The following is a 23,322-nucleotide window of genomic DNA, read 5'->3' on the forward strand; positions in this document are numbered from 1 at the left end:
ATTTGTGTTTCTAAAAAATAGCCTTTCTGAATGATAAAATAACAGCATATAGAATTGGACCCTATTTGAACCAATCCATATGCTGTTTTATCTTTTTCTTCTGACTTTTCCGTCAGTCGCTTGTTTCCGCTGCCGTCGGCGTCCATTGTACAGGCGTGAAAGGGAAAAGGTTTTCGGGCTGAATACGCTCTGAAAGAGGAAGATTCTGCCCGAAACGGCATGGCCGCCAGACCTTTTCGCTTTCAATAGAGTCTGTACTAACTTCTATGGACGGAGAGGAAATGGGCGACTGATAGACGAATACTTTTCTCAAATATCTTTATTTGTAAATACCATTACGGTAAAACAATATGATTAATTTAATGCAAATGTTGATTAATATCATCAATATCACTATTTTTGTATAAAAAATAATAAAATCAGAAAGGCTATGGCACAAACTAAAAGTCAATTGGAAATCTACAAGATTATTTTGGGACGCAAAACAGTTCGTCAAATACTTGAAGAAAAAGCAGAGGAAGAAGGTGTCATTCTTAATAATAACAATGACTTTGCTAATTATTTATATAGAAAATTTCTTTGTAAGCTCACACAAGAAATAGCATGGAAATCAGATAATACAAAATTAGGATTATCGTTGTTTGCTAATAGAGAAGAAGATATCAATACTATTTTAACGAATCATTCAGAACATAACTGTATAGAGGGTTTTATCGATGGTGGCCCGTATGACAAAATAAAAACAATAGCTCAAACTACTAATGTTTCTCAGAGAGAATTATTAGGAAGAGATAAAATGGTAACGGAAAGGTTCTACATGTACCTTTATTTACCATTAGGAGCAAAAGTCGGATTACTTTTAATTGAGAAAAAAGGAAGTTTCAAAATAAGTTCAGCCATTCAATGTTTAATTGTAGAATTGTTAAAAACCGATCATTCTGCTGTAAAGTTTGAAAGATTTGTACCACATAGTTTGATTGATGAATATAAAAATGGTAGTGTAGTTGATACGCTAACTTTTACGGATTATATGACAACAAGTGTAATTGATGGGAATGACGAAAATGCTGTTATGAAACGATATGGTGTTACTATAAAAATTACACCTCCAACTGAAGATAGGACAGACCTCAACTTGGTTAATAATATGCTAAATGCATTGAGAGAAGCATCTATGAAATTAGGAATAGCAACAAAATCATTATCAGAATTTTCCACAAAACGTGGAACTTTGAAAAAAGAAAATAAAAGGTATTCTTTCACATTGGGAAATGACTTAAAAATAAAACCAATAATTGAAATTGAAGATGAACTTCAAGATGAGGAACTAGGTATTTTGAAGAGAGCGGATATTAAGTCTATGTGTGATGAACTTTTAGCACAAATACGTGACGAAATATATGCTATATAGGAGAACTTGATATGAACATCTCAAACTTACTATATTACATTCTCAACCTAATTGTGGAAGGGCAAAAGTGGCAATATCAAAATGCTACATGTACTAATAAAAGACCTAAACTATATTTTACTACATTGCAATGGATAGCTATATTATTAGCTGTTATTTTTGTATTAACAAATCATACTGGATTAAATACAAATATTATAGACTTTTTGCTAAGTTCATTAAGTATTATGACTGGCTTATTTCTTGCACTTATTGTTGTTGTATATGACAAATTCAAGGAATTAGATTTTAACGTAGAAGAGGATGAAGATAAAATTAATAAAGTGAAGTCTTGGAATTATCTTCGACAGTTTAACGCTTTAACTTCGTACTCAATTTTTATAGCACTAATTGTTATATCAATACTTATAGGTTCATTATTATATGGTTATCAAACAAACATTTCCGATATTCAATTTGCAAGGTCATTTAATAGTATAGACATAAATCTTACTATAAAGACAGTATTTATCATTATAGTTCGTTTTTGTATGGTCTATTTTCTATTAGACTTTTTTATTTTGACAATTTATGCGGTTAGCAGTCTATTTCAGTTTATCAATATTGAAATGCTTTCAAAAAAGCCGCCATACAGTGTCAATGAAAGAATGGTTTTATCGGATACAAAAACACTCAAAGTAAAATATCCAAAACTTTCAATTATAGCAAAACTAATCATCTTTTTTATAGTAATGGGAATTATTGCATATGAATTTGAACCAATAAAAATAGCTATACAAAAGCTACTTAATATTAACTAACGCTGCTCCTCATGCATCGTTACTACCAACACTAAAACATATCAATACCCTAAATTTTGAAAATTCTGCTCTGATAATAAGAGAAGTGTTACCGTGATAGAATGTATGGTATTGTTTATAGAATCACTTACCCTGTTTATGATAATGGAAATAGCAGGTGTAGAAAGTTATATTTCGTAAGTTTTACGCATTTTTCCTCCATATCAGTAGCACTCATATCTTTGAGATATAGTAGAATAATAATCCTTTTGATAGGAAATATACAGTTTTTATGCTTGGGGATGACTATCGGATTAATTGACTGTAATGATCAAAGGGAAATAAAATGACAGACTCTCCATGTTCGGTTTGGAATTTTTGAGATTGTAAATTAAAGTGTGTCAAGTAAATGAGAAAGAAATTATTAACTTTACAGACACACTTTAATTATGAGTAATTCATTTGATTTTGAACAGTTCAAGGCGAATGCTATTGAACAATTGAAGGCCGGTGTTCCTCTTTCCGGCAAGGATGGAGTACTGGCACCTTTATTGGAGAATCTGCTTAACAGTGCCCTAGAGGGAGAAATGGACAGCCATCTGGAAGGAAACGAACGCGAATTGGGTAACCGCCGCAACGGTCACATGAGTAAGCAGGTACAGACCTCGATGGGCGAAGTGACCATAAACACACCGCGCGACCGGGACGGCACTTTCGATCCCCAGGTTGTACGCAAACGGGAGAAGATACTTGCTGACTCACTTGCGGACAGAATCATAGGCCTGTACGCCATCGGCAACAGCACAAGAGAGATAAGCGACATCCTGGAGGAGCAGTTCGGTAACCGCATATCAGCAGAGACCATCAGCAACATAACGGACCGAGTCCTTCCTGAGATACAGAGCTGGAAAAACCGGCCTCTGGACCGCGTGTATCCAATTGTATGGCTTGATGCGGTACATTATAAGGTAATGGACGAGAAGAATCGGCCTGTGACCAGAGCCATCTATAATGTGTTGGCCCTCGATTCCGAAGGAAGAAAAGAGCTTTTGGGCATGTACATCTCCAAGAGCGAGGGAGCCAACTTCTGGCTCGGTGTGCTTACGGATCTCCAGAACAGAGGAGTCCAGGATATCCTCATCTCTTGTGTTGACGGGCTCAAGAGTTTTCCTGATGCGATTGCAAGAGTTTTCCCTCAGACTACGGTCCAGCTCTGCATCGTACACCAGATACGCAACTCAGTCAAGTATGTGGCCAGCAAGAACCAGAAGGAGTTTATGCGGGATCTGAAGCCGTCATAAGGATGCCGCCGAGAAGGCTCTTGACGACCTTGAAATCAAGTGAGGCGAGGACTATCCGATTGTCATCAAAAGCTGGCGTGACAACTGGGACCGTTTGACCGCCTATTTCCAGTACTCACTGCATATCAGAAGGATAATATACACTACAAATACCGTTGAAGGCTATCACCGCCAGCTCCGCAAGGTAACCAAGAACAAGGGCGTATTTACATCTGATACCGCCCTTGAAAAGTTTGTCTATCTCGCATTTACGAGAATCCGGAAGAAGTGGACGCAACCGGTCCAGAACTGGGGCCAGACCGCTCAGCAACTGGCTATCCTGTTTCCGGATAGGTTCAGGATTATAGCCTGACAACATCTTTTGTTTGGAGTTCTTTGACGATATTGATAACTTAGCGGAGCCGTTTTGGAATATTGAAGGTTCCAAAACAGCTCCGAAATATAACTTGACACAGTTTAGTTTACACTACCGAATTTCTTGAGAAAATTGCCATACCGGAAATTCCCTGTATTATTTCCTGTTACATAATTCTTTTCATGTCAACTCATTCATTACGCTTTCATTTATCTTATCCATCATGCGGAGCTTAATTCTTTTCTTCATAATCTTTTCCATTTAGAAACTATTAAAATAAAAAATGCGGAAGTCATTTTTAGAATGCCGTATTTCTAATACATACAAAATGTTTCAGAGTGTTTTTTGTATAATTTAGATTTACCCGTTTCCTCTCCACATAAAATTAAGTATAGATTGATTCCATTATATCAAACTTCTTTTTTCAATTAGTTTATTCATATCCTCTGAAATCTTGTCATCTGTAACTTTTGCGTATCCTTGTGTCGTTCTGATATTTGTATGTCCCATCATTTTGGATATGCTTTCCATGGGAACCCCGGCAGAAACCATCAAGGTACCGAAGGTATGACGGCTTTGATGGTATGACAAGTTATGCTTGAACTGAAGGGAAAATCCCAATTCATGTATCTCAAACCAAATCATACTCCGTATGGGTAACGGGAAAATGGGCTGACTATCATCTGTCGTATTATACAAGGAAATTATCTGCTCAGCTACCGGATGCAATGGTATAAATGACTCAACGCTTGTTTTCTTGCGGTATGTTCTGATGTATTTCCTACCTTCCGCAGTTGTACCTATATGATGCGGATAGAGATTGCGTACATCAACGTAAGCCAAACCGCAAAAACATGAAAATATAAAGGTTCTCCTTGCAAGTTCCTGTAGTGGGTCTGGTTTTGGATGGCTCATTATCTCCTGAAGCTGATTCCTGCTTATATACATGAGCTTTGCAGGTGCCTTCTTTTCATATTTTATATCATCCAAAGGATTATATCTCAAAATTCCGTTATCCACGGCAAGATAAACCAGACGTTTCAGCCAGCAAAGACAATGGTTACGGTATGATGGCTTATGAGGGTAATTTGTTTTCAGATACAAAATGAAATTGGTGCCAAACTCTTCGGTAATATCTGTAAAAAGCATGTCCTCCTTGCCCAGAGAACGGATGTACTCCCCCAGATAGTAATGATACATTTTTGATTGCCTGTAACTAGAGGTTGAATCTATTTGAATGGAACGGATTTTCAGATTTTCCCGTTCCACCTCTCCTGCCTGTAATATATACTTCGGGATACCGACAGCCCCAGTCATGGCTGTCTTCAGCAGTTCAGCACTGATAACACCGTTTACTTTCAACAGTTCAGCATAAGTTTCATCTACGCGTTTCTTATATTCACCAAGTATTCCGTTTAGTCTGTTGTTCTTGACTTCCCCTTTTTTGCTGTTCCACTCTTCCGGTTGGCAATATAACCCAGTCGATAATACAACAGCTTTTCCGTCTATTGTAATACGACACATGATTGATGTAGTTCCGTCAGATTTGACTTTACTGCGGTTTATATAATACAGTTGCTTATATGTACTTCTCATAACTCTTCCTTTTTTGATTTATAATACCAGTTTCATATCACTCGTTGCCTCGATGAATTTGTCCATATCCTCGAAAAGTTTTTTAGGAGTTACCCTTGCATAAAGCTGGGTAGTTGTCAGATTGGTATGCCCCAACATTTTGCTGATTGTTTCAATAGGGACGCCAGCCTCAAGGGTTATCAGACTTCCGAAGGTATGCCTTCCCATGTGATAGACCAAATCACAGCTTATGCCAGCCAGATCCCGCAAACCTTTCATGTGTCGTCTCATATTGGGGTGGTGTATCATCGGGAAAAGTTCTTTCCTGTCATTCGAACGATATTTTTCTATAAGAGCGATAGCCTCCGGCAACAATTTGACGCGGGCCAGGTATTCATTCTTCTTTCTCAGATACTTTAACCATAAGTCGCCTTTATCGTCCTTGTATATATTATCTCTAGTGATTGAAACTGCATCCGCATACGGAACTCCTGTATAACAGGCAAAGAGAAACAAATCCCTGGCTATATTATGAGTGATTCTTTCCGGTGGTATTACGACATCACGGATCTTCTCAAAATCCTCACGACTCAAAGCCCGTGGTGGTTTCCGGTTCTCTTGGGGTAGTTTGAAATTCACAAAATAACGCTTCTCAGCATGTCCTTCCTTGAATGCCATCCGGCAGATTTTCTTCAGGATTGCCAGATAATGTCTTGCCGTATCTACCGCAAGTCCTTTGTCCTTCAGTATATAATCCTGAAACTCCCATGGGATGTGTTCATTCAACTGTCCAAAAGCAACATCACTTGTCTTGAATCGTTTTTGAATAAATTCGCCAAGATACCTGCGGGTGTAAATGTATGTTGACATGGAACTTTTAGCTACATCAATACCGATTCTTGAGCGCATATCCTCGATATGCATATCAAGCCGTTTCAACAGAGTAATCTGGGTTTCTACACTTCCCTGCAAAAGCTCTTTGACAGCAGTTGCGTCAAAATCAATCTTACGTTCAACAAGTGAATCAAATGCAGAATTGACCGAAAGCAAGAGCCGGTCAATTTTTGCATTAACATCAACGGCTTCTTTACTCTTTCCATTCAGTCGGCTCTCTCTTGGATTCCATAACTCCGGAGTACATGACAGCTTACAACTGAATTGCGCCATCGTGTTGTTTACAGTTATTCGCCCCATTATCGGAGCCTTTCCGAATTTGTCAAGACCGCTTTTTTTCAGGTAGAGCAACACCTTAAATTTTTCTACTTTCATACGCTTATTTTTTAATGGCAAAATTACCTATTTTATAAGCGTCCTTTGATATGCAAAATGCTGACATATAGTGAATAACAGCCTCTGTGACAGCTTCTTCATTGTTCAGTCTGTTACCTATTCGGCTCGGGTAACTGGGCAGCTAACATTCTGGTAACTGAATACCTGCAATATCCTGTCCATTTTTGCTTTACCTTATCTCAGCAAAAAACGGAACTTTTGCTCATATTCAACCGATTACGTTTTCCTTTCTCATCCCTTCATCTACTTGCTTCCTATATTCTGTTCCATCTTGCACGACGTTTTGTAAGTCGTATCCTAGAGATTTAAGAAGAGTGTATTTGTTGCCAAGGCAATCTTCGTAAAAAAAACGCCGAACAAAATACTTCGTAAGATTGTAGAAGTTACATAGACTAATTGCCCTTTTAGAATGACAATTAGTCAATAGAATTGTATGATGCCCTTCTCGATGGAGGCGTTTTAGGAGACTGAATAAGTTATTGTTCAACTCTGTCTCACTGAGGTATGATTCAAAGCACTTTTCTTTACGATCAATTATTTCATCAATTTGGGTTTGTGTCAATTGGGAAAATAACTCCTTTAGTTCGTCCCTTGTAAATCTCTTGCCATTTTCAATATTACAGTTTACACCCAGTACTGAACTTATTGCCTCGGAATAGGCAAGGCTGTTAGCTTTATCCGTTTTGATTAATGTATTGTCCATATCGAAAACAAAAACATTGTTGGGATTCTGAGTGTTCATAATGCTTGTCTTTTAATTTCTGTAGCAAAGGTAAATGCATATTGCGAACTCTATATTCGTACTACAGAATAACTATCAAGCATTGATTTAATACGGTTAAAAATATCGTCTTGGATGGATGAAGGCGACAACACGATAAGTTCTTTACCAAAAGAACAAAGTTCACGGATTAACTCATAGTTCGGAATGCAATCTATAGAGAAAAATGCACCCTCATCAAGAGACGGGTATTGTCTACGAAATTCTTCATCTTTCTCATTTTTATATTGGCATTGTGATCCGTGAATAGGCTTAGTTCCAACATAATCCTTAGAATGATTGCTCACCCAAAAAAGGATATGTTCAACATCTCGGTCTTCATATAGAGTTACTCCAATAATATCTTCGAAACGCTCAGCCAAATCTTCGTTGCATGGTTTGTATTTTACTTCAGGAAGAGCAGTCACTGCATCAATTCTGTCGAGAGCAAAATTGAGGATTTTGCCATCATTATCAGCCGCGCCAATCAAGTACCACCTATTATTATATTGTTTAAGCAAATAAGGATGGAAAATGATTTCTCTAGCTTCTTTATCCGTAAAAGTGTGGTATTCCAATTTAATAACAACTTGATTTGATATATTGTCGAATAATACACCTAACAAATTGGAATTCTGTAGGTATGGGTTATTACTAAAGCTAATGATTCGAGGACGTTTCTTCAGACCAAGTCCAATTTTGAAACAGTCAAGCCATTCAAAATGAGCCAAACCATCAAATTGCCCTATTGTGTTAAGCACCTCCAATATCAGATTACTTTCTTCCTCACTCAGTTCCTTCCTGAAAATAGTAAAAGAAGGATTCTTATATCTTATACACCGATGACCATTAACCCTATAGCGTTCTATTTCAGCATAAAATGGATCATACTCCAAATAGTTTATGTCCTTCTCAATGCAACGCTGAGATACTTCAGGGAATCCTGCATCAATAAGTTTCTCATTGCATTTTTCTGTGAGATCGTGAATATCATAGAAATGATGCCTGTCAGACAACATTTCATCAAGGTACTTGTATCTTGTTAAAGCATTCTTATTTGTCGGCATATCTTAATATTTTTTGCAAAGGTGAATACCGTTCACGAACACAATGTTCGCACAGTTTGGTCATGTTTGCGATAATAAATAAGCTTTGTACTCGCGAACTATCAGTTCCTTAATGTCAACTTCCAATAAGTCTGCTATCTCTAGCAAACGAGCAATATCTGGCTGTGATGTATTAGTGCACCATTTTGACACAGTAGATGGGTTGACTCCCATTTGTTCTGAAAGCCATTTACTAGTACGTTTTTTCTCAACTAAAACAAGTTTTATTCGATTTACATCTTCCATTATTACATCTTTTAATTGCAAAAATAGTGATTATTTTTCATTTTTATTATTGCTTGGCAATAAATTTACTAACTTTACACTTAAAAATTTGAATCAGATAAGTATTATGAATGTTATTTTTACTGCCAAAACAGTTATTGAGGGAAATTTTGTACTGAAAGAACCCATACAGATATTATATTGTTTACATAAAATTGATTTGTATTTCGAAAGCAGAATGTATATGTTGTCTGTTTCCAAAGAGATAAACATGGAGCATTCTGATTTAGTCGAATTATCTAGGAATGAAGGAAAAGCATCATTTGCTACGAACATTAACAAATATCTTGACAGTGAGATGCTTGATATATTTCGTAACATAGAAGTTTATGGTGGATTTCAACATGGCATAATGAAAGTCTATTATAATGAATACTTAGATCTATCATGGATAGATAAAGCCAAAAACAAGGTATTGTTTTCTATGAGAAAATCATTAAACAAACAGAAAAAGGTATTAATTACTAGTGACAATTTCTCAAAACTAATGTCTGATAAAACATTTATACCAGAAGCCAAAGTTCCATATAATTTCTTCCGAGAAGCTAATAGCTATCTAGACAAACTAGATTATATTTCAGCTTATATTCATTTTTACATGATTTTAGAATATTGCTTTGCAAAGGGGAAATTTTCTGCAGAGCAAAAAAAGAATTTCAAGAAATCTGATATGCTTAAATATGCTGTATTATCGACAATAAACATGATGAAAGAGCGGAACTATGATTTATATTTAGAGATTAAGCAGGAATGCACCGATAAACACAAAGAACTAAATTTCGATTCTCTTATTGATATAATGTATCATTATCGTGGAGATTTGTCACATGCAATGAAAAGAGCTGTTTATGAAGAGAATCAAAAGTCTGTAAAACCAATAACCATCTTCATCTCATCTGTTTGTTTCTTTGTTTGTGGTAATATGAACGTTTATTGTAGAAAGTTTGTTTCGGATGAGACGAAAAAACACAGAGTAAACGAACATATAAAAAGATTAGAACTACAGCTTGGTCTTAAATAGAGTCAAAGCATATAGGTTTGGTATAAACGTGAATTGGTTGGGAGTGTTTTGAACTGCGACTCATTTTGTCGCAAAAACATAAATTATTTGCGACAATACTATGGCTTATGCCACACAAGGGTAGGTACTTAGCATTTCCAAATGGACTTGGAACAATCTTCACTCCCTCGTTTCTGCGTAAACAATGCGTAAACAAACTATTTCAGTTAAGGGGGTTTAGTGAGTTTCACCGAGAGAGGTAAGCTGCATAACTATTTGATATTCAATGAAAACAAAAATCGTTGGCTATCGCAGAGTATCATCTTATCGTTCTCATAATCTGGAGGTCCCAGGTTCAAGCCCTGGCTGGTCCACAAAGGAAAAGGCTCATCTCTAATGGGATAGAGCCTTTTTTGTTTGCACTCCCCTCAGCTATGCCCTTGTTACTCCCGTTTATGCCGGTCTCAATTTATGCGTTTTTGCCCATCGCCTAATGTTTCAGAATGGTTTCACACGCTAAAACTAAAGTTTTAACCTGATGAAACTGAAGTTTCGGTCTGTTGAAACTTCTAGAGAAACCGCATGCATTTGTCCGGGCACAAGGGAAAGGCGCCTTTCGTGCCTTGTTTCAAGGGACAAACGGACAGGACACACTGGCTGGGAGTGCATAATTTTATGTGTAAAAGTTTGGAATCCCAAAGCAAATGCGTACATTTGTCTGGCTAAACTAAAACTTGTTGTTATATGAAAAAGATTTTATCCATTCTGATGGTCATCACTTGTTTGGGGATGGCTATGCCGGCTCAGGCACAGATTAAGTTCGGGCTGAAAGGCGGTCTGAACATCACTACGCTTACTTTCTCGGATGATGTCTTTAAAGGAGACAACCGCACCGGATTCTTTATCGGACCGATGGCGGAGTTTACGATACCTGTCATCGGGTTGGGCGTTGACGTGGCTGCCCTTTACAATCAGGCTAAAGGGAAAGCGGATTATTATGAAGAGCGAGCATCTCAAAACGAGACATTGAAAACATTTGAAATACCTGTGAACTTGAAATGGTCATTCGGCATGGGCAGCACTTTAGGGGCATATATCGCTGCCGGGCCTCAATTCGGATTCAATGTAGGAAGAGGATTGTATCGAATCGGTTCGGAGACATTCGACATGAAGAAATCTTATACCACCTTCAATGTAGGTGCAGGCGTAAAGCTCATCCGGCATTTGCAAATCGGGCTAAACTATAATTTCAGCCTCAATAAACTGGCGAAAGCCCGTATCGAAAATTATGAAGGCTCGGTGGATATGAAGAAAAATACGTGGCAAGTCTCGCTTGCCTATCTGTTTTAATGAAGTTTGCGGATGTCATAGTGCCTTTGCCCATCGTAGGGCAATATACGTATGCCGTTCCGGAGGAACTGGAGGGGAAAGTATGTCCGGGCATTCGGGCAATCGTCCCTTTCGGCAAGAAAAAGTATTATACGGCTATCGTGACCCGTGTGCACGAAGATGCGCCGGCGGAATACGAGACCAAGGAGCTTGTGGAAATACTCGACGGGAAGCCGGTCTTGCTGAAACGCCAGTACGATTTTTGGCAATGGATAGCCGATTATTACCTCTGCACCTTGGGCGATGTCTACAAAGCGGCATTGCCTTCGGGCATGAAACTGGAGAGCGAAACCCTTGTGGTAAGCAATCCCGACTATGAGGCGGAAGCTCCTCTGACAGAAAAAGAACAGCTCGTGTTAGACACCCTTGGCAGGGATACGGAACTGTGCATTACCCAACTGGAGAAAGCGACCGGCATCCGAAACCTGTTGCCGGTCATCAACAGGCTGCTGGAACGGGGTGCCCTATCTATAAAGGAGGAACTGAAACGGAGCTACAAGCCCCGCACGGAAGCCTTCATCCGTCTGGCGGAAACGGTAAAAAGCGAAGACGACCTGCACCGGCTGTTCGATGCATTAAGCCGTGCGCCCAAACAACTTGCCGCTCTGATGAAGTACATAGAGCTTTCGGGCTGGGTGCGCCCCGGATGTTTCCTGAAAGAAGTGCCGCGCAAGACCTTGCTTCAAGAAGCGAATGTGGCTTCCACGATTGTGTCGGGGCTGGTGGAGAAGCATATTTTCGAGCTTTACCATCAGGAGGTGGGGCGGCTGGCAAGAGGGACGGCAGACACCGTTCCCCTCAATCCGTTGAGCGAGGCACAACAGAAGGCATACGATGCCATAATGCAGGCATTCGCTTCGAAGCAGACCTGCCTTTTGCATGGAGTGACCTCCAGCGGAAAGACCGAAATCTATATCCACTTAATTGAACAGGCAATCCGGGCAGGAAAGCAAGTGCTGTATTTATTGCCCGAAATCGCTTTGACCACCCAAATCACCGAACGTCTCCGGCGGGTATTCGGCAACCGGCTGGGCATTTACCACTCGAAGTTCCCCGATGCCGAGCGGGTGGAAATCTGGCAAAAGCAATTGTCCGAACACGATTACGATGTCATCTTGGGCGTGCGCTCCTCGGTTTTCCTCCCTTTCCGAAGGTTAGGGCTGGTGATTGTAGACGAAGAGCACGAGAATACATACAAGCAACAAGAACCGGCGCCCCGCTATCATGCGCGCAATGCGGCAATGGTTCTGGCGTCTATGTTCGGTGCGAAAACGCTTTTAGGCACGGCAACGCCCAGCATCGAAACCTATTACAATGCCGTGCAGGGGAAATATGGCTTCGTGCAGTTAACCGAACGCCACCGCCGGATTCAGTTGCCGGAGATTGAGGTGGTGGATATCAAGGAACTGACCCGCAAGAAGCGGATGACGGCACAATTCTCTCCTTTGCTCCTGCAAAAGATAAGGGAAGCATTGGAACAGAAAGAGCAGGTCATTCTTTTTCAGAACCGGAGAGGCTTTGCGCCGATGATTGAATGCCGCACCTGCGGCTGGGTGCCGAAATGCAGGAACTGCGATGTAAGCCTGACGTATCATAAAGGGCTGAACCAGCTGGCATGCCACTACTGCGGCTATACGGAACAGGTGCCGAAGTCATGTCCGGCATGCGGAGGCACGGAACTGATGAGCCGCGGCTTCGGGACCGAGAAGGTGGAAGACAGCATCAAAGAGCTTTTCCCCGAAGCCCGGATTGCCCGCATGGATTTGGATACGACCCGTACCCGCACGGCATACGAGAAAATCATATCCGATTTCGAAGAAGGGAAAACGGATATCCTTATCGGGACGCAGATGGTATCGAAAGGACTGGACTTCGACCGGGTCAGCGTAGTGGGTATCCTGAATGCCGACTCGATGCTGAACTATCCCGACTTCCGCTCTTACGAGCGTGCCTTCCAGCTGATGGCACAAGTGGCGGGACGTGCCGGACGCAAAAGCAAACGCGGACTGGTCGTGCTGCAGACCAAACAACCCGATTTGCCTCTGATACACGAAGTGGTGACAAACGATTACCAACGGATGTTCGGAGAACAGATAGAAGAACGGAACATGTTCCGCTATCCGCCTTTCTTCCGGCTGATTTATGTATATCTCAAGCACCGGAAGCAAGAGGTGCTCGACCAGGCTGCCGACCGGATGGCAAGCGTCTTGCGTCAAGGCTTGGGCGAACGGGTATTGGGACCGGATTTGCCTCCGGTTTCCCGCATCCAGACCTTGTTCATCAAGAAGATAATCGTGAAAGTGGAACAACAGGCTTCGCTATCGAAAGTGCGGACGTACTTGCGCCAAGTGCAGCGCATGATGATAGAAGACGAGCGTTTCCGTTCCTTATTAGTATATTATGATGTAGATCCAATGTAGATGAATATGAATATAGAATTAGACGTACATACCCATACGGTAGCCAGCGGGCACGCATTCAGCACGTTGCAGGAAATGGCGAAAGCGGCTTCCGAAAAGGGATTGAAACTATTGGGCATTACCGAGCATGCGCCCGGCATTCCGGGAACATGCAGCCCCATTTATTTCCGCAACCTGTACGTCGTCCCGCGCCGGATGTATGGCGTGGAACTGTTGCTGGGAGCGGAAATCAATATCCTCGATTGCGAAGGGAACATCGATATGGACGAATACTACCTGAATTTGCTCGACTTGCGCATTGCCGGCATTCATTCGTTGTGCTACAAAGGGGGAACGCCCGAAGAGAATACGCACGGTATGATTCAGGTTGTCTCGAACCCGTATATCCATATCATCAGCCATCCGGGAGACGGTACGGCAAAGCTGCATTTCGAACCGATCGTACTGGCTGCAAAGGCGCATCACACCTTGTTGGAGATAAACAACTCTTCGCTCCGCCCGTGCCGGCACAAAGTAGAGGCACGGGACAATAACCTGGAGATTCTCCGCCTCTGCAAACAATACGAAGTACCGGTCATCTTGGGCAGCGACGCGCATATCTCGTTCGACATTGCCACGTACGACTATGCCCTTCAGCTCGTAGCCGAGACCGAATTCCCCGAAGCATTGATTATGAACACCAGTGTAGAGAAATTTAAAACGTATTTAAGCCTATAAGACACAAAGCCCGTCTGTGTCCCCTATGGGCTATAAATCTTAACTTGATAAAATATATACAATGAAACGAATCCTTTTTGTCTGCCTCGGAAATATCTGCAGGTCGGCGGCTGCAGAAGAAATCATGCGTAGCCGCCTGAAACGTGCCGGACTGGAAAAAGAAATAGAAGTCGACTCGGCAGGCATCAGCAGCTATCATCAGGGTGACCTTGCCGACCCCCGGATGCGGATGCATGCGTCCCGAAGAGGGTATCACCTCACGCACCGTTCGCGTCCCGTATGCACCGAAGACTTTTATACGTTCGACCTGATTTTGGGTATGGACGATGCCAATATCGATGCCTTGCGCGAGAAAGCGCCCGATGTAGAGTCGGAAAAGAAAATCGGAAGGATGACAGATTATTGCCGCACGAAAACAGCCGATTACGTACCCGACCCTTATTATGGAGGTGCCCAAGGCTTTGAAAATGTCCTCGACATTCTGGAAGATGCCTGCAACGGGTTATTGGCATCTATCACTTCACGTTTTGATGAACATAAGTGAGTGGGCCGTTTCACATAAGTAACTCGGGCGTTTCACATAAGTAAGTCGGTCATGCCACTTATGTTCGTTTGCGAGGATTCTTCACATGGCCGCTATTTCTTGTCCTCGGATGCCGGAGCGTTCTTCAGTTCAGGATAGCTGATGCGCGTATGGTACATGGTTTTCAGCTTTTCTTTGAAGACCGACTTTACGGCAGCAATATCCTTGAACGTGATGGGGCACTCTTTGAAATAGCCTTCCTGAACCTGTGCGTCAATGATTTTATCCACCAAATTCGATATGCTCTCTTCGGTATACTCGTGCAAGCTGCGCGAAGCGGCTTCTACCGAATCTGCCATCATCAGGATGGCTTGCTCCTTGGTGAAAGGATTCGGTCCCGGGTATCGGAAGGCCTCTTTGTCAACTTCTTCATCGGGATGCTCATTCTGATAAGAGATATAAAAATACTTGGTCAGCCCCTTGCCATGATGCGTGCGGATAAAATCTTTAATAACTTGCGGCAGATTATTCTTGTCTGCCAGTTTCAGCCCGTCTGTCACATGACTGATTACAATCTGGGCACTTTGCTTATAACTCAATTGGTCGTGCGGATTGACTCCAGACTGGTTCTCGGTAAAGAAAGCCGGATTCAGCATCTTGCCTATATCGTGATACATAGCGCCTGTACGTACCAACTGGCTGTTGGCATCAATACGGTTAGCTGCCGCAGCGGCAAGATTCGCCAATTGCAAGGAGTGGTTGAACGTGCCAGGAGCCACTTCCGACATTTCCCGCATCAGCTTGTTGTTGATGTTTGACAATTCCACCAATGTCACATTAGAGGTAAACCCGAATGTCTTTTCGAGGATGAACAGCAGCGGATAAGTAAAAAGCAACAGAATGCCGTTAATCACGAAATTGATATACATAGAGGTGCTGAGTTGGGAAAGATCGTTGACATGAATCAGGTCGAGGGCAAAATAGAGCAAAGCGTATGATGCCACGACAATCAGCGCACTGCGCAAAAGCTGGGAACGTTGTGACAATTCGCGCAGGCTATATATACTTACCATGCCGGCTACACTTTGCAAGAGGATAAACTCGTGAGGGGAACGCAGGCAAATGGAGCAAAGCAGAATCGTAATGATATGTGCCATAAAAGCCGTACGCGAGTCCAAGAAAATGCGGACAATCATGGGCAACATACTGAACGGCACGATGTAGATACTCATGAAGGGATGGGAAACCATGACGGCAGAAACCACCGGGAAAAAGATGATAAGAAAGAAAAGCACGCTGAGGCATCCTTTCTTCTGGTAATAATCGTAACGGAAAAGGGCAAGATACCCCATAAAGCAGCCTATCAGGATAGACACGAATAAAATCTGCCCCAACAGGGTCAGCCGTTTCTCTGTGACGGTCTCGCTCCGCTTGTCCCATTCCTTTTCCAAAGATTTCAGAATGTTGTAGGTCTGCCGGTTGATAATCTCGCCCCGGTCGATAATCTTTTGCCCGTTCATTACAAAACCGTTTGCCCACGAAACACTGGAGAGCAGGTCTTTCTTAGCCGATTCCGACTTGTTGGCATCATAAATCAAGTTCGTAGTCAGATAGTTGTTTAAATTGCACCGTTGAAGCAAGTTCTTGCTGTAATGAACGGTATCCGAGTTTATCAACGCTTCGTATGCCTGCTTCGTGCTGTAGATTTCACTGATACTTTGCAGAATGGATGTATTCTTATACACAATCTGAATGCTGAGAATGCTGTCTTTACGCAGTTGTGCCAATTGCTCTACCGGCATCACTCCTTTTTCGTAGATGGTACGCAGCATGCGCTCGATGTGGTGTGAATAAGTAGGGTCAGGAATAACCTGGCGCAATTGCCGGTTATAGTCCGATTCGAATTGGCTGATTACCTGATCTGCCACAGTTTCGGATAATTGGAAATAAGGGTGATAATTCTTCATGATGCTGTCTTGTTCCCGCTTCACCTCGTCTTCGCCTTTATAGATGGGGAAATCAAAAGAAGCTTGAAGCAATCCGTATTTCCATGGTTTGTTGATGTCAAATTGGTAGTTGAACTGGCCTTCACGAGGCAGGAAATAGACGATAAGGACTACCGCTGCCAGGAAAATTCCACACTGATAAAGGAATTTCTTATACGAAAACTGTCTTTCTGTTCGGAAACTTTTCATGAGATTCGGATATTTTGCCTGCAAAGTAAGAAAAAAATGGGAAAAATAGCTTAATTTTGCGGCATATTTTTTAGATAAAACCACTATGGCAGAAAAGAAAGTAAGAGTCCGTTTTGCTCCGAGCCCTACCGGAGCATTGCATATAGGCGGTGTGCGCACTGCTTTGTATAATTATCTGTTTGCCCGCCAACACGGGGGAGATTTGGTTTTCCGCATCGAAGATACCGATTCAAACCGTTTCGTGCCGGGAGCGGAAGAGTATATACTTGAATCTTTTAACTGGTTGGGAATCAAGTTCGACGAAGGAGTAAGCTTCGGAGGAAACTATGGTCCGTACCGCCAGTCGGAACGTCGGGATATCTATAAGAAATATGTAAAAGTGCTGCTTGACAGCGGCAAAGCTTACCTCGCGTTTGACACTCCCGAAGAATTGGAGGCGAAACGTAAGGAGGTTCCCAATTTCCAATATGATGCTTCTACCCGCATGGCCATGCGCAATTCGCTGACCCTGCCGGAAGAGGAAGTCAGCAAGCTGATTGCCGACGGCAAGCAATATGTGGTCCGTTTCAAGATAGAACCTAATGAAGATGTTCATGTAAACGACATTATCCGTGGCGACGTAGTTATCAATTCATCGATATTGGACGATAAAGTATTGTATAAATCGGCGGACGAGTTGCCTACCTATCATTTGGCAAATATCGTAGACGACCATTTAATGGAGATTTCCCATGTCATCCGCGGCGAGGAGTGGCTGCCTTCGGCACCGTTGCATGTGTTGTTGTACCGGGCATTTGGCTGGGAAGATACCATGCCTCAGTTCGCCCATTTGCCTTTGCTGCTGAAACCGGAAGGGAACGGAAAGCTGAGCAAGCGTGACGGTGACCGCTTGGGATTCCCCGTATTTCCGTTGGAATGGCACGACCCGAAGACAGGCGAAGTGTCATCGGGTTATCGCGAATCGGGTTATCTGCCCGAGGCGGTCATCAATTTCCTGGCTTTGTTAGGCTGGAATCCGGGCAATGACCAGGAAATCATGTCGCTGGACGAGCTTGTCAAACTCTTCAACCTAAGCCATTGCAGCAAGGCAGGCGCTAAATTCGATTATAAAAAAGGCATTTGGTTCAACCATGAATATATTCTGCGCAAATCCGATGAAGAAATCGCCGGATTGTTCAAGCCTGTATTGGAAGCTCACGGCATAGCCGTACAGGATTATTCGGATGCCTATCTGACCAAAGTTGTCTCGTTGGTAAAGAGCCGTGTCAACTTTGTGAAGGAGCTTTGGGAGCAAGCCCGTTTCTTCTTCGTGGCTCCCGACACGTATGCCGAAAAAGATGTGAAAAAGCGCTGGAGCGCCGATACCCCGCGCATTATGGGCGAACTGATGGACGTATTGCGTGGCATCGAAGACTTTACGTCAAAGCCTTCTGAAGATATCGTAATCGGTTGGATTACCGAAAAAGGCTACCACATGGGCAATGTGATGAATGCTTTCCGTCTGGCTGTAGTAGGCGAATGCAAAGGCCCGCACATGTTCGACATCACCGAACTGCTGGGCAAAGAAGAAACATTGGCTCGAATCGAAAAAGCAATCCAGACATTATGATGTATCCGTTGCTTCGTTTTTTTCTAAAGCTGTTTTCATGCATCCCTTGGTGTATCTTGTATGCGCTGTCGGACGGCCTGTTCTGCCTGTTGTACTACGTAGCCGGCTACCGCCGGAAGATTGTACGGCAGAACCTGACCGAATCTTTCCCCGAAAAAAGCTTGCCTGAAATCAGGCAGATAGAAAAAGACTTCTACCATTTCTTTGCGGACACGATACTGGAAAGCTACAAGCTGGCTTCCATTTCGCCGGAAGAATTGCGGAAGCGGATGAAGTTCAAGAACGTTGAGGCTGTAAACGCAAAGTCCAGGGAAGGGAAATCCGTTTCTGTCTATTTAGGGCACTACGGGAATTGGGAATGGGTTTCCTCCATGCCTCTATGGTTAGAGAAAAGCGTAGAAGGCGTCCAGATTTACCATAAGCTGCGCAACCAGACCATGGAGCGGCTGATGCTGTACATTCGCGAACGCATGGGAGGCATCAGCGTGGAAATGCATAAAACGGCACGCTATATTACTGAGCTGGTGAACAGCCGTAAAGTCTGCGTTATCGGATTCATCGCAGACCAGTCGCCAAAGAAAAGGGAATCCCGCTACTTCTTGCCTTTTCTGCACCATAAGACTCCCGTATTGACCGGGACGGAAAAGATTACGAAGCATTACGGATTCGAAGCCTTTTTTCTGGATGTGAAAAGGGTGAAGCGAGGATATTATGAAGCTGAGTTTGTACAGCTGCACGATGCGCCCCAGTCGTTGCCCGACTTTGAGCTGACCGTCCTCTATTTCCAACACTTGGAACAGGCGATTCAACGCCAGCCGGAATTATATTTGTGGACGCATAACCGGTTTAAACACGCAGAAAAAACGAAATAACAGCTATTTACGATTTGACTATTTACGATTTAGCTATTTATGAAGTAGATTTAATCGCAAAATAGTAAATAGCCAAATCGTAAATAGAAAAATAGTAAATAAGCAAATGGATATAGATTTTGTGATTACATGGGTTGACATGGACGATCCGAAGTGGCAAGCGGATTTCATGAAGTATTCCGGAAACAAGAACAATACGAAAAACGGAGTTTCCAAAGCCCGTTTCCGCGATTACGGTTTCCTGAAATACTGGTTTCGCGGAGTGGAGAAATTTGCTCCATGGGTACGCAAGATACATTTCGTCACCAGCGGGCAGAAGCCGGAATGGCTCGACGAGAACAATCCGAAGATTCATTTGGTAAACCATAAGGACTTCATTCCGGAACAGTTCCTGCCTACGTACAATTCGGTGGTAATCGAACGCTACATGTACCGGATTCCCGGCTTGGCAGAGCACTTTGTCTATTTCAACGACGACTTCTATATCATCAACCACGTAAGCACGGAGCGCTTCTTCCGGAACGGGCTGCCTTGCGACATTGCCACCTTCCTCTACAATCCCTCGTGGTCGCAGTGGTACAAGCGAATCAAGAACAACCTGCGCATCATCAACCGCCATTTCGACAAGAAAGAAGTGATGGAACGCTTCCACGACAAATGGTTCCACGAAAGCTATGGCTCCAAAGCCCGCTGGAATTACCTGCTGAAACCGTACGGCAAATTCATAACGTTGCGCACACCACACAATGCGCAGGCCTATCTGAAATCCACTTTCGAGGAAGTATGGGCTGCAGCCGGAAAAGAACTTACCGAAACATCCGTCAACCGTTTCCGTGCCTTGAACGACTATACGCCCGAACTCTTCCGCACCTGGCAAATCTGCCGGGGGAACTTCGAGCCTTACAATACCTATCGCGACACCAAGATGTTCCCGCTCATGATCCGCCCCAAGCAGGCGGTGCGGGCGATTTACAACCAATCGTATTCGCTGATTTGCCTGAACGACAATGTGCACATCCGCCGTTACGAACAGGTAATGGAGAACATCAAGAACGCCTTCGAGCATATCTTGCCCGAAAAATCGGGTTTCGAACGGTAATCTTTCATTATTTATAGTTAGTAAGATATGGAATGGAACACAGAGACACAGAGGCACAGAGTTTTATTTTTTGAGAGAACAGAGTTCACAGAGAAAAGATTTGCCTCTGCGCCTTTTGTTTTCTCTATATTTTTTCTCCGTGTCTCTGTGCCTCTGTGTTAATATAAAAATCATTATTCATTATGAAGAAAGCCTTGGCAGAAATCATAGCGGGAGTAATCCCGAATAAAATGGCACGCAACCGCTGGCGCGGCCTGCTGCGCTACGGAGCGTTACGCGCATGGAGGCTGAAACGGCGGATGAAGCGCGACACCACCCCGCCCGAATATTACCTGGCAGTGTGCGCCATCGCCAAAAACGAAGGGCCTTATTTCGAAGAATGGATTGAATGGCACCGCAAGCAGGGAGTCGAGAAATTCTACATCTACGACAACGGAAGCACCGACGAAACCCGCCGCGTGCTTGCTCCCTACATTGCGTCGGGCCTGGTAGACTATACCTACTTCCCGGGGCAGAAGATGCAGCTCCCCGCATACGACGACTGCTTCGAGCGCCACCGGCTGGAAGCGCGCTGGATTGCCGTAATCGACCTTGATGAGTTCATCGTGCCCGTGAAAGACCCCGACATCCCTACCTTCCTGCGCCGGATGGAAAACTTCTCGGCAATAGAGATTAACTGGCTGGTATACGGCAGCGGAGGCGCGAAAAACAAGGAGCCGGGAGGAGTCATGGAACGATTCCGGCGGCATTCCCTCCCCGGACACAGGCTGAACACGCACGTCAAGAGCATTGCAGACCCGCGCCGTGTCTGCACCATGACCGGATGCCACGAAGCGGCACGCCTGTCCGGACATGCAGCCGACTCGCACGGCATGCCGCTGACGAAGGGATTCCGCGACCGCAAGCCGCAGCAGGACGTCATCCGCATCAACCATTATGCCGTAAAGTCGTACGAAGAATTCCTCGCCAAGCGCGCCCGCGGCAGAGCCCGCATCAACACGCTGCGCGACATGAGCTATTTCGACGCTTACGACCTGAACGACATTGAAGAATAAGAATTGAACACAGAGGCACGGAGGCACAGAGAAATAAATAAAGAGACGGAAAAGTTCACAGAGTAAAAAATAAAACTCCGTGTCTCTGTGCCTCTGTGTTCAATATAAAAAATAAAGAACCGAATCATGGCAACATATTACGGAAGAAAATACAAGCTGCTGGAACTGAAACACCGCTTCAAGGGAATCATCTCCCTCTACGCCTACTGCAAATGTCGCCTGCCCTTCCGAGAGCATCACCATCTGATTTACCCCGCCCAAGCCAGCCTCCCCCTCCCAGTGTCACCCTTGTGAGATTTTCTGCCGCCGACTGCATCGATTGTGGAAAATAAACCATATATTTGCTTTCGCAACATTCCTAAGGCTGGAAAATCCGCTGCCGCTGGCAGCACGGAATCCCAAGGCTGGAAAACACGCTGCCGCTGGCAGCACGGAATCCCAAGGCTGGAAAACATGCTGCCGCTGGCAGCACGGAATCCCAAGGCTGGAAAACACGCTGCCGTTGGCAGCATGAAATCCCAAGACTGGAAAGCACGCTGCCGCTGGCAGTACGAAATCCCAAAGCTGGAAAGCACGCCACTGCTGGCGGCACTGAATCCCAACCAATAAATAGAACAAACTTTAAAATATAGCGAATATGAAAGCCATTATTTACGGATTTTCTAAACATAATGCACGCAACGCACAACACATGCAATTCATCGCCGATGTGCTGGCAGCCGTGCCCGAAACGTTCGCCGCTGAACAAGGATTTGCCGCGCAACGCACGGCGTTTGCCGAGGCTGCAGCCGCCGAAGAAGAATGTTTCCGGCCCGACAAGGGATATCTGAACACCGCCGAAATAAAAAAGGCTGACAAGAAACGCGACGAGACCTTCCTTTTCTATAAACAAATAGCGCAGGCGTACGCCGACTATTGTCCCGATGAGGAAAAACGACAGGCAGGCAAGACGGTAGCCTTCGCCTTCCGCGAAGCAGGGAAAGCAACCAAACTCGACTACGCCAGCGAGACCGCTGTTCTCGGCGACCTCGCCGCGAAGCTGACTGACGTGACTTACGTCCGAGCACTTGACGAAATCGGGATGGGCGATGCCGCCACGGTGATTAAGGATGCGAACGATGCCTTCAACGCCGTCTACCTGGAGCGCAGCGCACAGGAGCGCGACCGTGCGTTGGGAACCACGATGAAGGAGCTGCGCCCCGTGAGCGACGCCGCGTTCGAGGAGCTGGCGAAAACGATAAATGCCCTCTACGCCGCCAACGAACTGGTGACGAAGGACGAAGAGAAACGAGCCGCACTGGAAAAGGTAATCGATGACGTGAACGCCGTAGTGGTGCGCTTCCGCAAGACCATCAGCCGAGCACCGGCATCGGACGATGAGGCGGAACCTGCCGCCGAGTAAAGAATCGAACGCAGGGCAATTATTCCTTGTAGGGGCGTATCGCATACGCCCTGAAAACATCCACGTGGATTAGTTGACGCATTCGGGCGTATGCGATACGCCCCTACATGGGATGTTTGCGGATATTCAATAAATAAAAACCTTACGTCACGGCGGATTACAAATCCGCCGTAATTTTT

Annotated in this window: 21 protein-coding genes and 1 pseudogene; 15 read left to right on the forward strand and 7 right to left on the reverse strand. The window is 43.9% G+C overall.

Features of this window, described 5'->3' with window-relative positions; genetic code table 11:
• Positions 1 to 112: 112 nt before the first annotated feature.
• Positions 113 to 313: a hypothetical protein gene (locus BACSA_RS20220; RefSeq protein WP_169311426.1), complete on the reverse strand. Its 201-nt coding sequence runs from the start codon at positions 311 to 313 to the stop codon at positions 113 to 115.
• Positions 314 to 430: 117 nt separating this feature from the next.
• Between BACSA_RS20220 and BACSA_RS10885 the strand changes: the two genes are divergently transcribed.
• The 3 genes and pseudogenes from BACSA_RS10885 (at position 431) to BACSA_RS10895 (ending at position 3,843) form a co-directional block, all read left to right on the forward strand.
• Positions 431 to 1,411 carry a hypothetical protein gene (locus BACSA_RS10885; RefSeq protein ID WP_013618158.1) on the forward strand — a complete coding sequence of 327 codons (981 nt, stop codon included), beginning with the start codon at positions 431 to 433 and terminating at the stop codon, positions 1,409 to 1,411.
• An 11-nt stretch (positions 1,412 to 1,422) separates the two neighbouring features.
• A complete protein-coding gene (locus tag BACSA_RS10890) occupies positions 1,423 to 2,211 on the forward strand; it encodes a hypothetical protein (RefSeq protein WP_013618159.1) in 789 nt (262 codons plus the stop codon).
• Between the two features lie 428 nt (positions 2,212 to 2,639).
• Positions 2,640 to 3,843: pseudogene (locus tag BACSA_RS10895) on the forward strand (IS256 family transposase).
• 408 nt (positions 3,844 to 4,251) lie between these two features.
• On the opposite strand, the gene BACSA_RS10900 reads toward BACSA_RS10895, so the two are convergent.
• The 5 genes from BACSA_RS10900 to BACSA_RS10920 form a co-directional block, all read right to left on the reverse strand.
• Positions 4,252 to 5,442 carry a site-specific integrase gene (locus BACSA_RS10900; RefSeq protein WP_013618160.1) on the reverse strand — a complete coding sequence of 397 codons (1,191 nt, stop codon included), beginning with the start codon at positions 5,440 to 5,442 and terminating at the stop codon, positions 4,252 to 4,254.
• Positions 5,443 to 5,460: 18 nt separating this feature from the next.
• Positions 5,461 to 6,690 (reverse strand): site-specific integrase, encoded by a 1,230-nt coding sequence (locus tag BACSA_RS10905; RefSeq protein ID WP_013618161.1) that lies wholly within the window; start codon positions 6,688 to 6,690, stop codon positions 5,461 to 5,463.
• Positions 6,691 to 6,919: 229 nt separating this feature from the next.
• The gene (locus BACSA_RS10910) at positions 6,920 to 7,453 is read right to left on the reverse strand and encodes an HAD family hydrolase (protein WP_013618162.1); all 534 of its coding nucleotides are present in this window, start codon (positions 7,451 to 7,453) and stop codon (positions 6,920 to 6,922) included.
• A gap of 50 nt (positions 7,454 to 7,503) precedes the next feature.
• Entirely contained in the window at positions 7,504 to 8,538 is a 1,035-nt protein-coding gene (locus BACSA_RS10915; RefSeq protein WP_013618163.1) for a helix-turn-helix transcriptional regulator, read from the reverse strand.
• 60 nt (positions 8,539 to 8,598) lie between these two features.
• Positions 8,599 to 8,823 carry a helix-turn-helix transcriptional regulator gene (locus tag BACSA_RS10920; protein WP_013618164.1) on the reverse strand — a complete coding sequence of 75 codons (225 nt, stop codon included), beginning with the start codon at positions 8,821 to 8,823 and terminating at the stop codon, positions 8,599 to 8,601.
• Positions 8,824 to 8,929: 106 nt separating this feature from the next.
• On the opposite strand from BACSA_RS10920, the gene BACSA_RS10925 reads away from it, so the two are divergent.
• The 5 genes from BACSA_RS10925 to BACSA_RS10950 all read left to right on the forward strand — a co-directional run bounded on the left by BACSA_RS10925 (position 8,930) and on the right by BACSA_RS10950 (position 14,932).
• Complete coding sequence (locus BACSA_RS10925; RefSeq protein WP_013618165.1) at positions 8,930 to 9,883, forward strand: hypothetical protein; 954 nt, start codon at positions 8,930 to 8,932, stop codon at positions 9,881 to 9,883.
• Positions 9,884 to 10,606: 723 nt separating this feature from the next.
• Complete coding sequence (locus BACSA_RS10935) at positions 10,607 to 11,212, forward strand: porin family protein (RefSeq protein ID WP_013618166.1); 606 nt, start codon at positions 10,607 to 10,609, stop codon at positions 11,210 to 11,212.
• A complete protein-coding gene (priA, locus tag BACSA_RS10940; protein WP_013618167.1) occupies positions 11,212 to 13,671 on the forward strand; it encodes a replication restart helicase PriA in 2,460 nt (819 codons plus the stop codon). The genes BACSA_RS10935 and priA overlap by 1 nt, the downstream gene beginning before the upstream one ends.
• 6 nt (positions 13,672 to 13,677) lie before the next feature.
• Positions 13,678 to 14,388, forward strand: a complete 711-nt coding sequence (locus BACSA_RS10945) for a phosphatase (protein WP_013618168.1) — start codon at positions 13,678 to 13,680, stop codon at positions 14,386 to 14,388.
• Between the two features lie 61 nt (positions 14,389 to 14,449).
• On the forward strand, positions 14,450 to 14,932 hold the full coding sequence (locus BACSA_RS10950) for a low molecular weight protein-tyrosine-phosphatase (protein WP_013618169.1): 483 nt from the start codon (positions 14,450 to 14,452) through the stop codon (positions 14,930 to 14,932).
• 92 nt (positions 14,933 to 15,024) lie between these two features.
• Here BACSA_RS10950 and BACSA_RS10955 read toward each other — a convergent pair whose 3' ends face one another.
• Positions 15,025 to 17,106, reverse strand: coding sequence for an HD family phosphohydrolase (locus tag BACSA_RS10955; protein WP_013618170.1), 2,082 nt, complete (start codon positions 17,104 to 17,106; stop codon positions 15,025 to 15,027).
• A gap of 85 nt (positions 17,107 to 17,191) precedes the next feature.
• On the opposite strand from BACSA_RS10955, the gene gltX reads away from it, so the two are divergent.
• The 7 genes from gltX to BACSA_RS10980 all read left to right on the forward strand — a co-directional run bounded on the left by gltX (position 17,192) and on the right by BACSA_RS10980 (position 23,143).
• Positions 17,192 to 18,715 carry a glutamate--tRNA ligase gene (gltX, locus tag BACSA_RS10960; RefSeq protein ID WP_013618171.1) on the forward strand — a complete coding sequence of 508 codons (1,524 nt, stop codon included), beginning with the start codon at positions 17,192 to 17,194 and terminating at the stop codon, positions 18,713 to 18,715.
• A complete protein-coding gene (locus tag BACSA_RS10965) occupies positions 18,712 to 19,587 on the forward strand; it encodes a lysophospholipid acyltransferase family protein (protein WP_013618172.1) in 876 nt (291 codons plus the stop codon). The genes gltX and BACSA_RS10965 overlap by 4 nt, the downstream gene beginning before the upstream one ends.
• A gap of 106 nt (positions 19,588 to 19,693) precedes the next feature.
• Complete coding sequence (locus BACSA_RS10970; RefSeq protein WP_013618173.1) at positions 19,694 to 20,686, forward strand: stealth family protein; 993 nt, start codon at positions 19,694 to 19,696, stop codon at positions 20,684 to 20,686.
• A gap of 182 nt (positions 20,687 to 20,868) precedes the next feature.
• Positions 20,869 to 21,741 (forward strand): glycosyltransferase family 92 protein, encoded by an 873-nt coding sequence (locus BACSA_RS10975; RefSeq protein ID WP_013618174.1) that lies wholly within the window; start codon positions 20,869 to 20,871, stop codon positions 21,739 to 21,741.
• 126 nt (positions 21,742 to 21,867) lie between these two features.
• Positions 21,868 to 22,035 carry a hypothetical protein gene (locus BACSA_RS20225; protein WP_013618175.1) on the forward strand — a complete coding sequence of 56 codons (168 nt, stop codon included), beginning with the start codon at positions 21,868 to 21,870 and terminating at the stop codon, positions 22,033 to 22,035.
• Between the two features lie 27 nt (positions 22,036 to 22,062).
• Positions 22,063 to 22,350, forward strand: coding sequence for a hypothetical protein (locus BACSA_RS19910; RefSeq protein ID WP_144005219.1), 288 nt, complete (start codon positions 22,063 to 22,065; stop codon positions 22,348 to 22,350).
• A 28-nt stretch (positions 22,351 to 22,378) separates the two neighbouring features.
• A complete protein-coding gene (locus BACSA_RS10980) occupies positions 22,379 to 23,143 on the forward strand; it encodes a DUF6261 family protein (RefSeq protein ID WP_013618176.1) in 765 nt (254 codons plus the stop codon).
• Positions 23,144 to 23,322 lie beyond the last annotated feature (179 nt).

The sequence above is a fragment of the Phocaeicola salanitronis DSM 18170 genome (assembly GCF_000190575.1).
In the GTDB taxonomy this organism is placed as follows: Bacteria; Bacteroidota; Bacteroidia; order Bacteroidales; family Bacteroidaceae; genus Phocaeicola; species Phocaeicola salanitronis.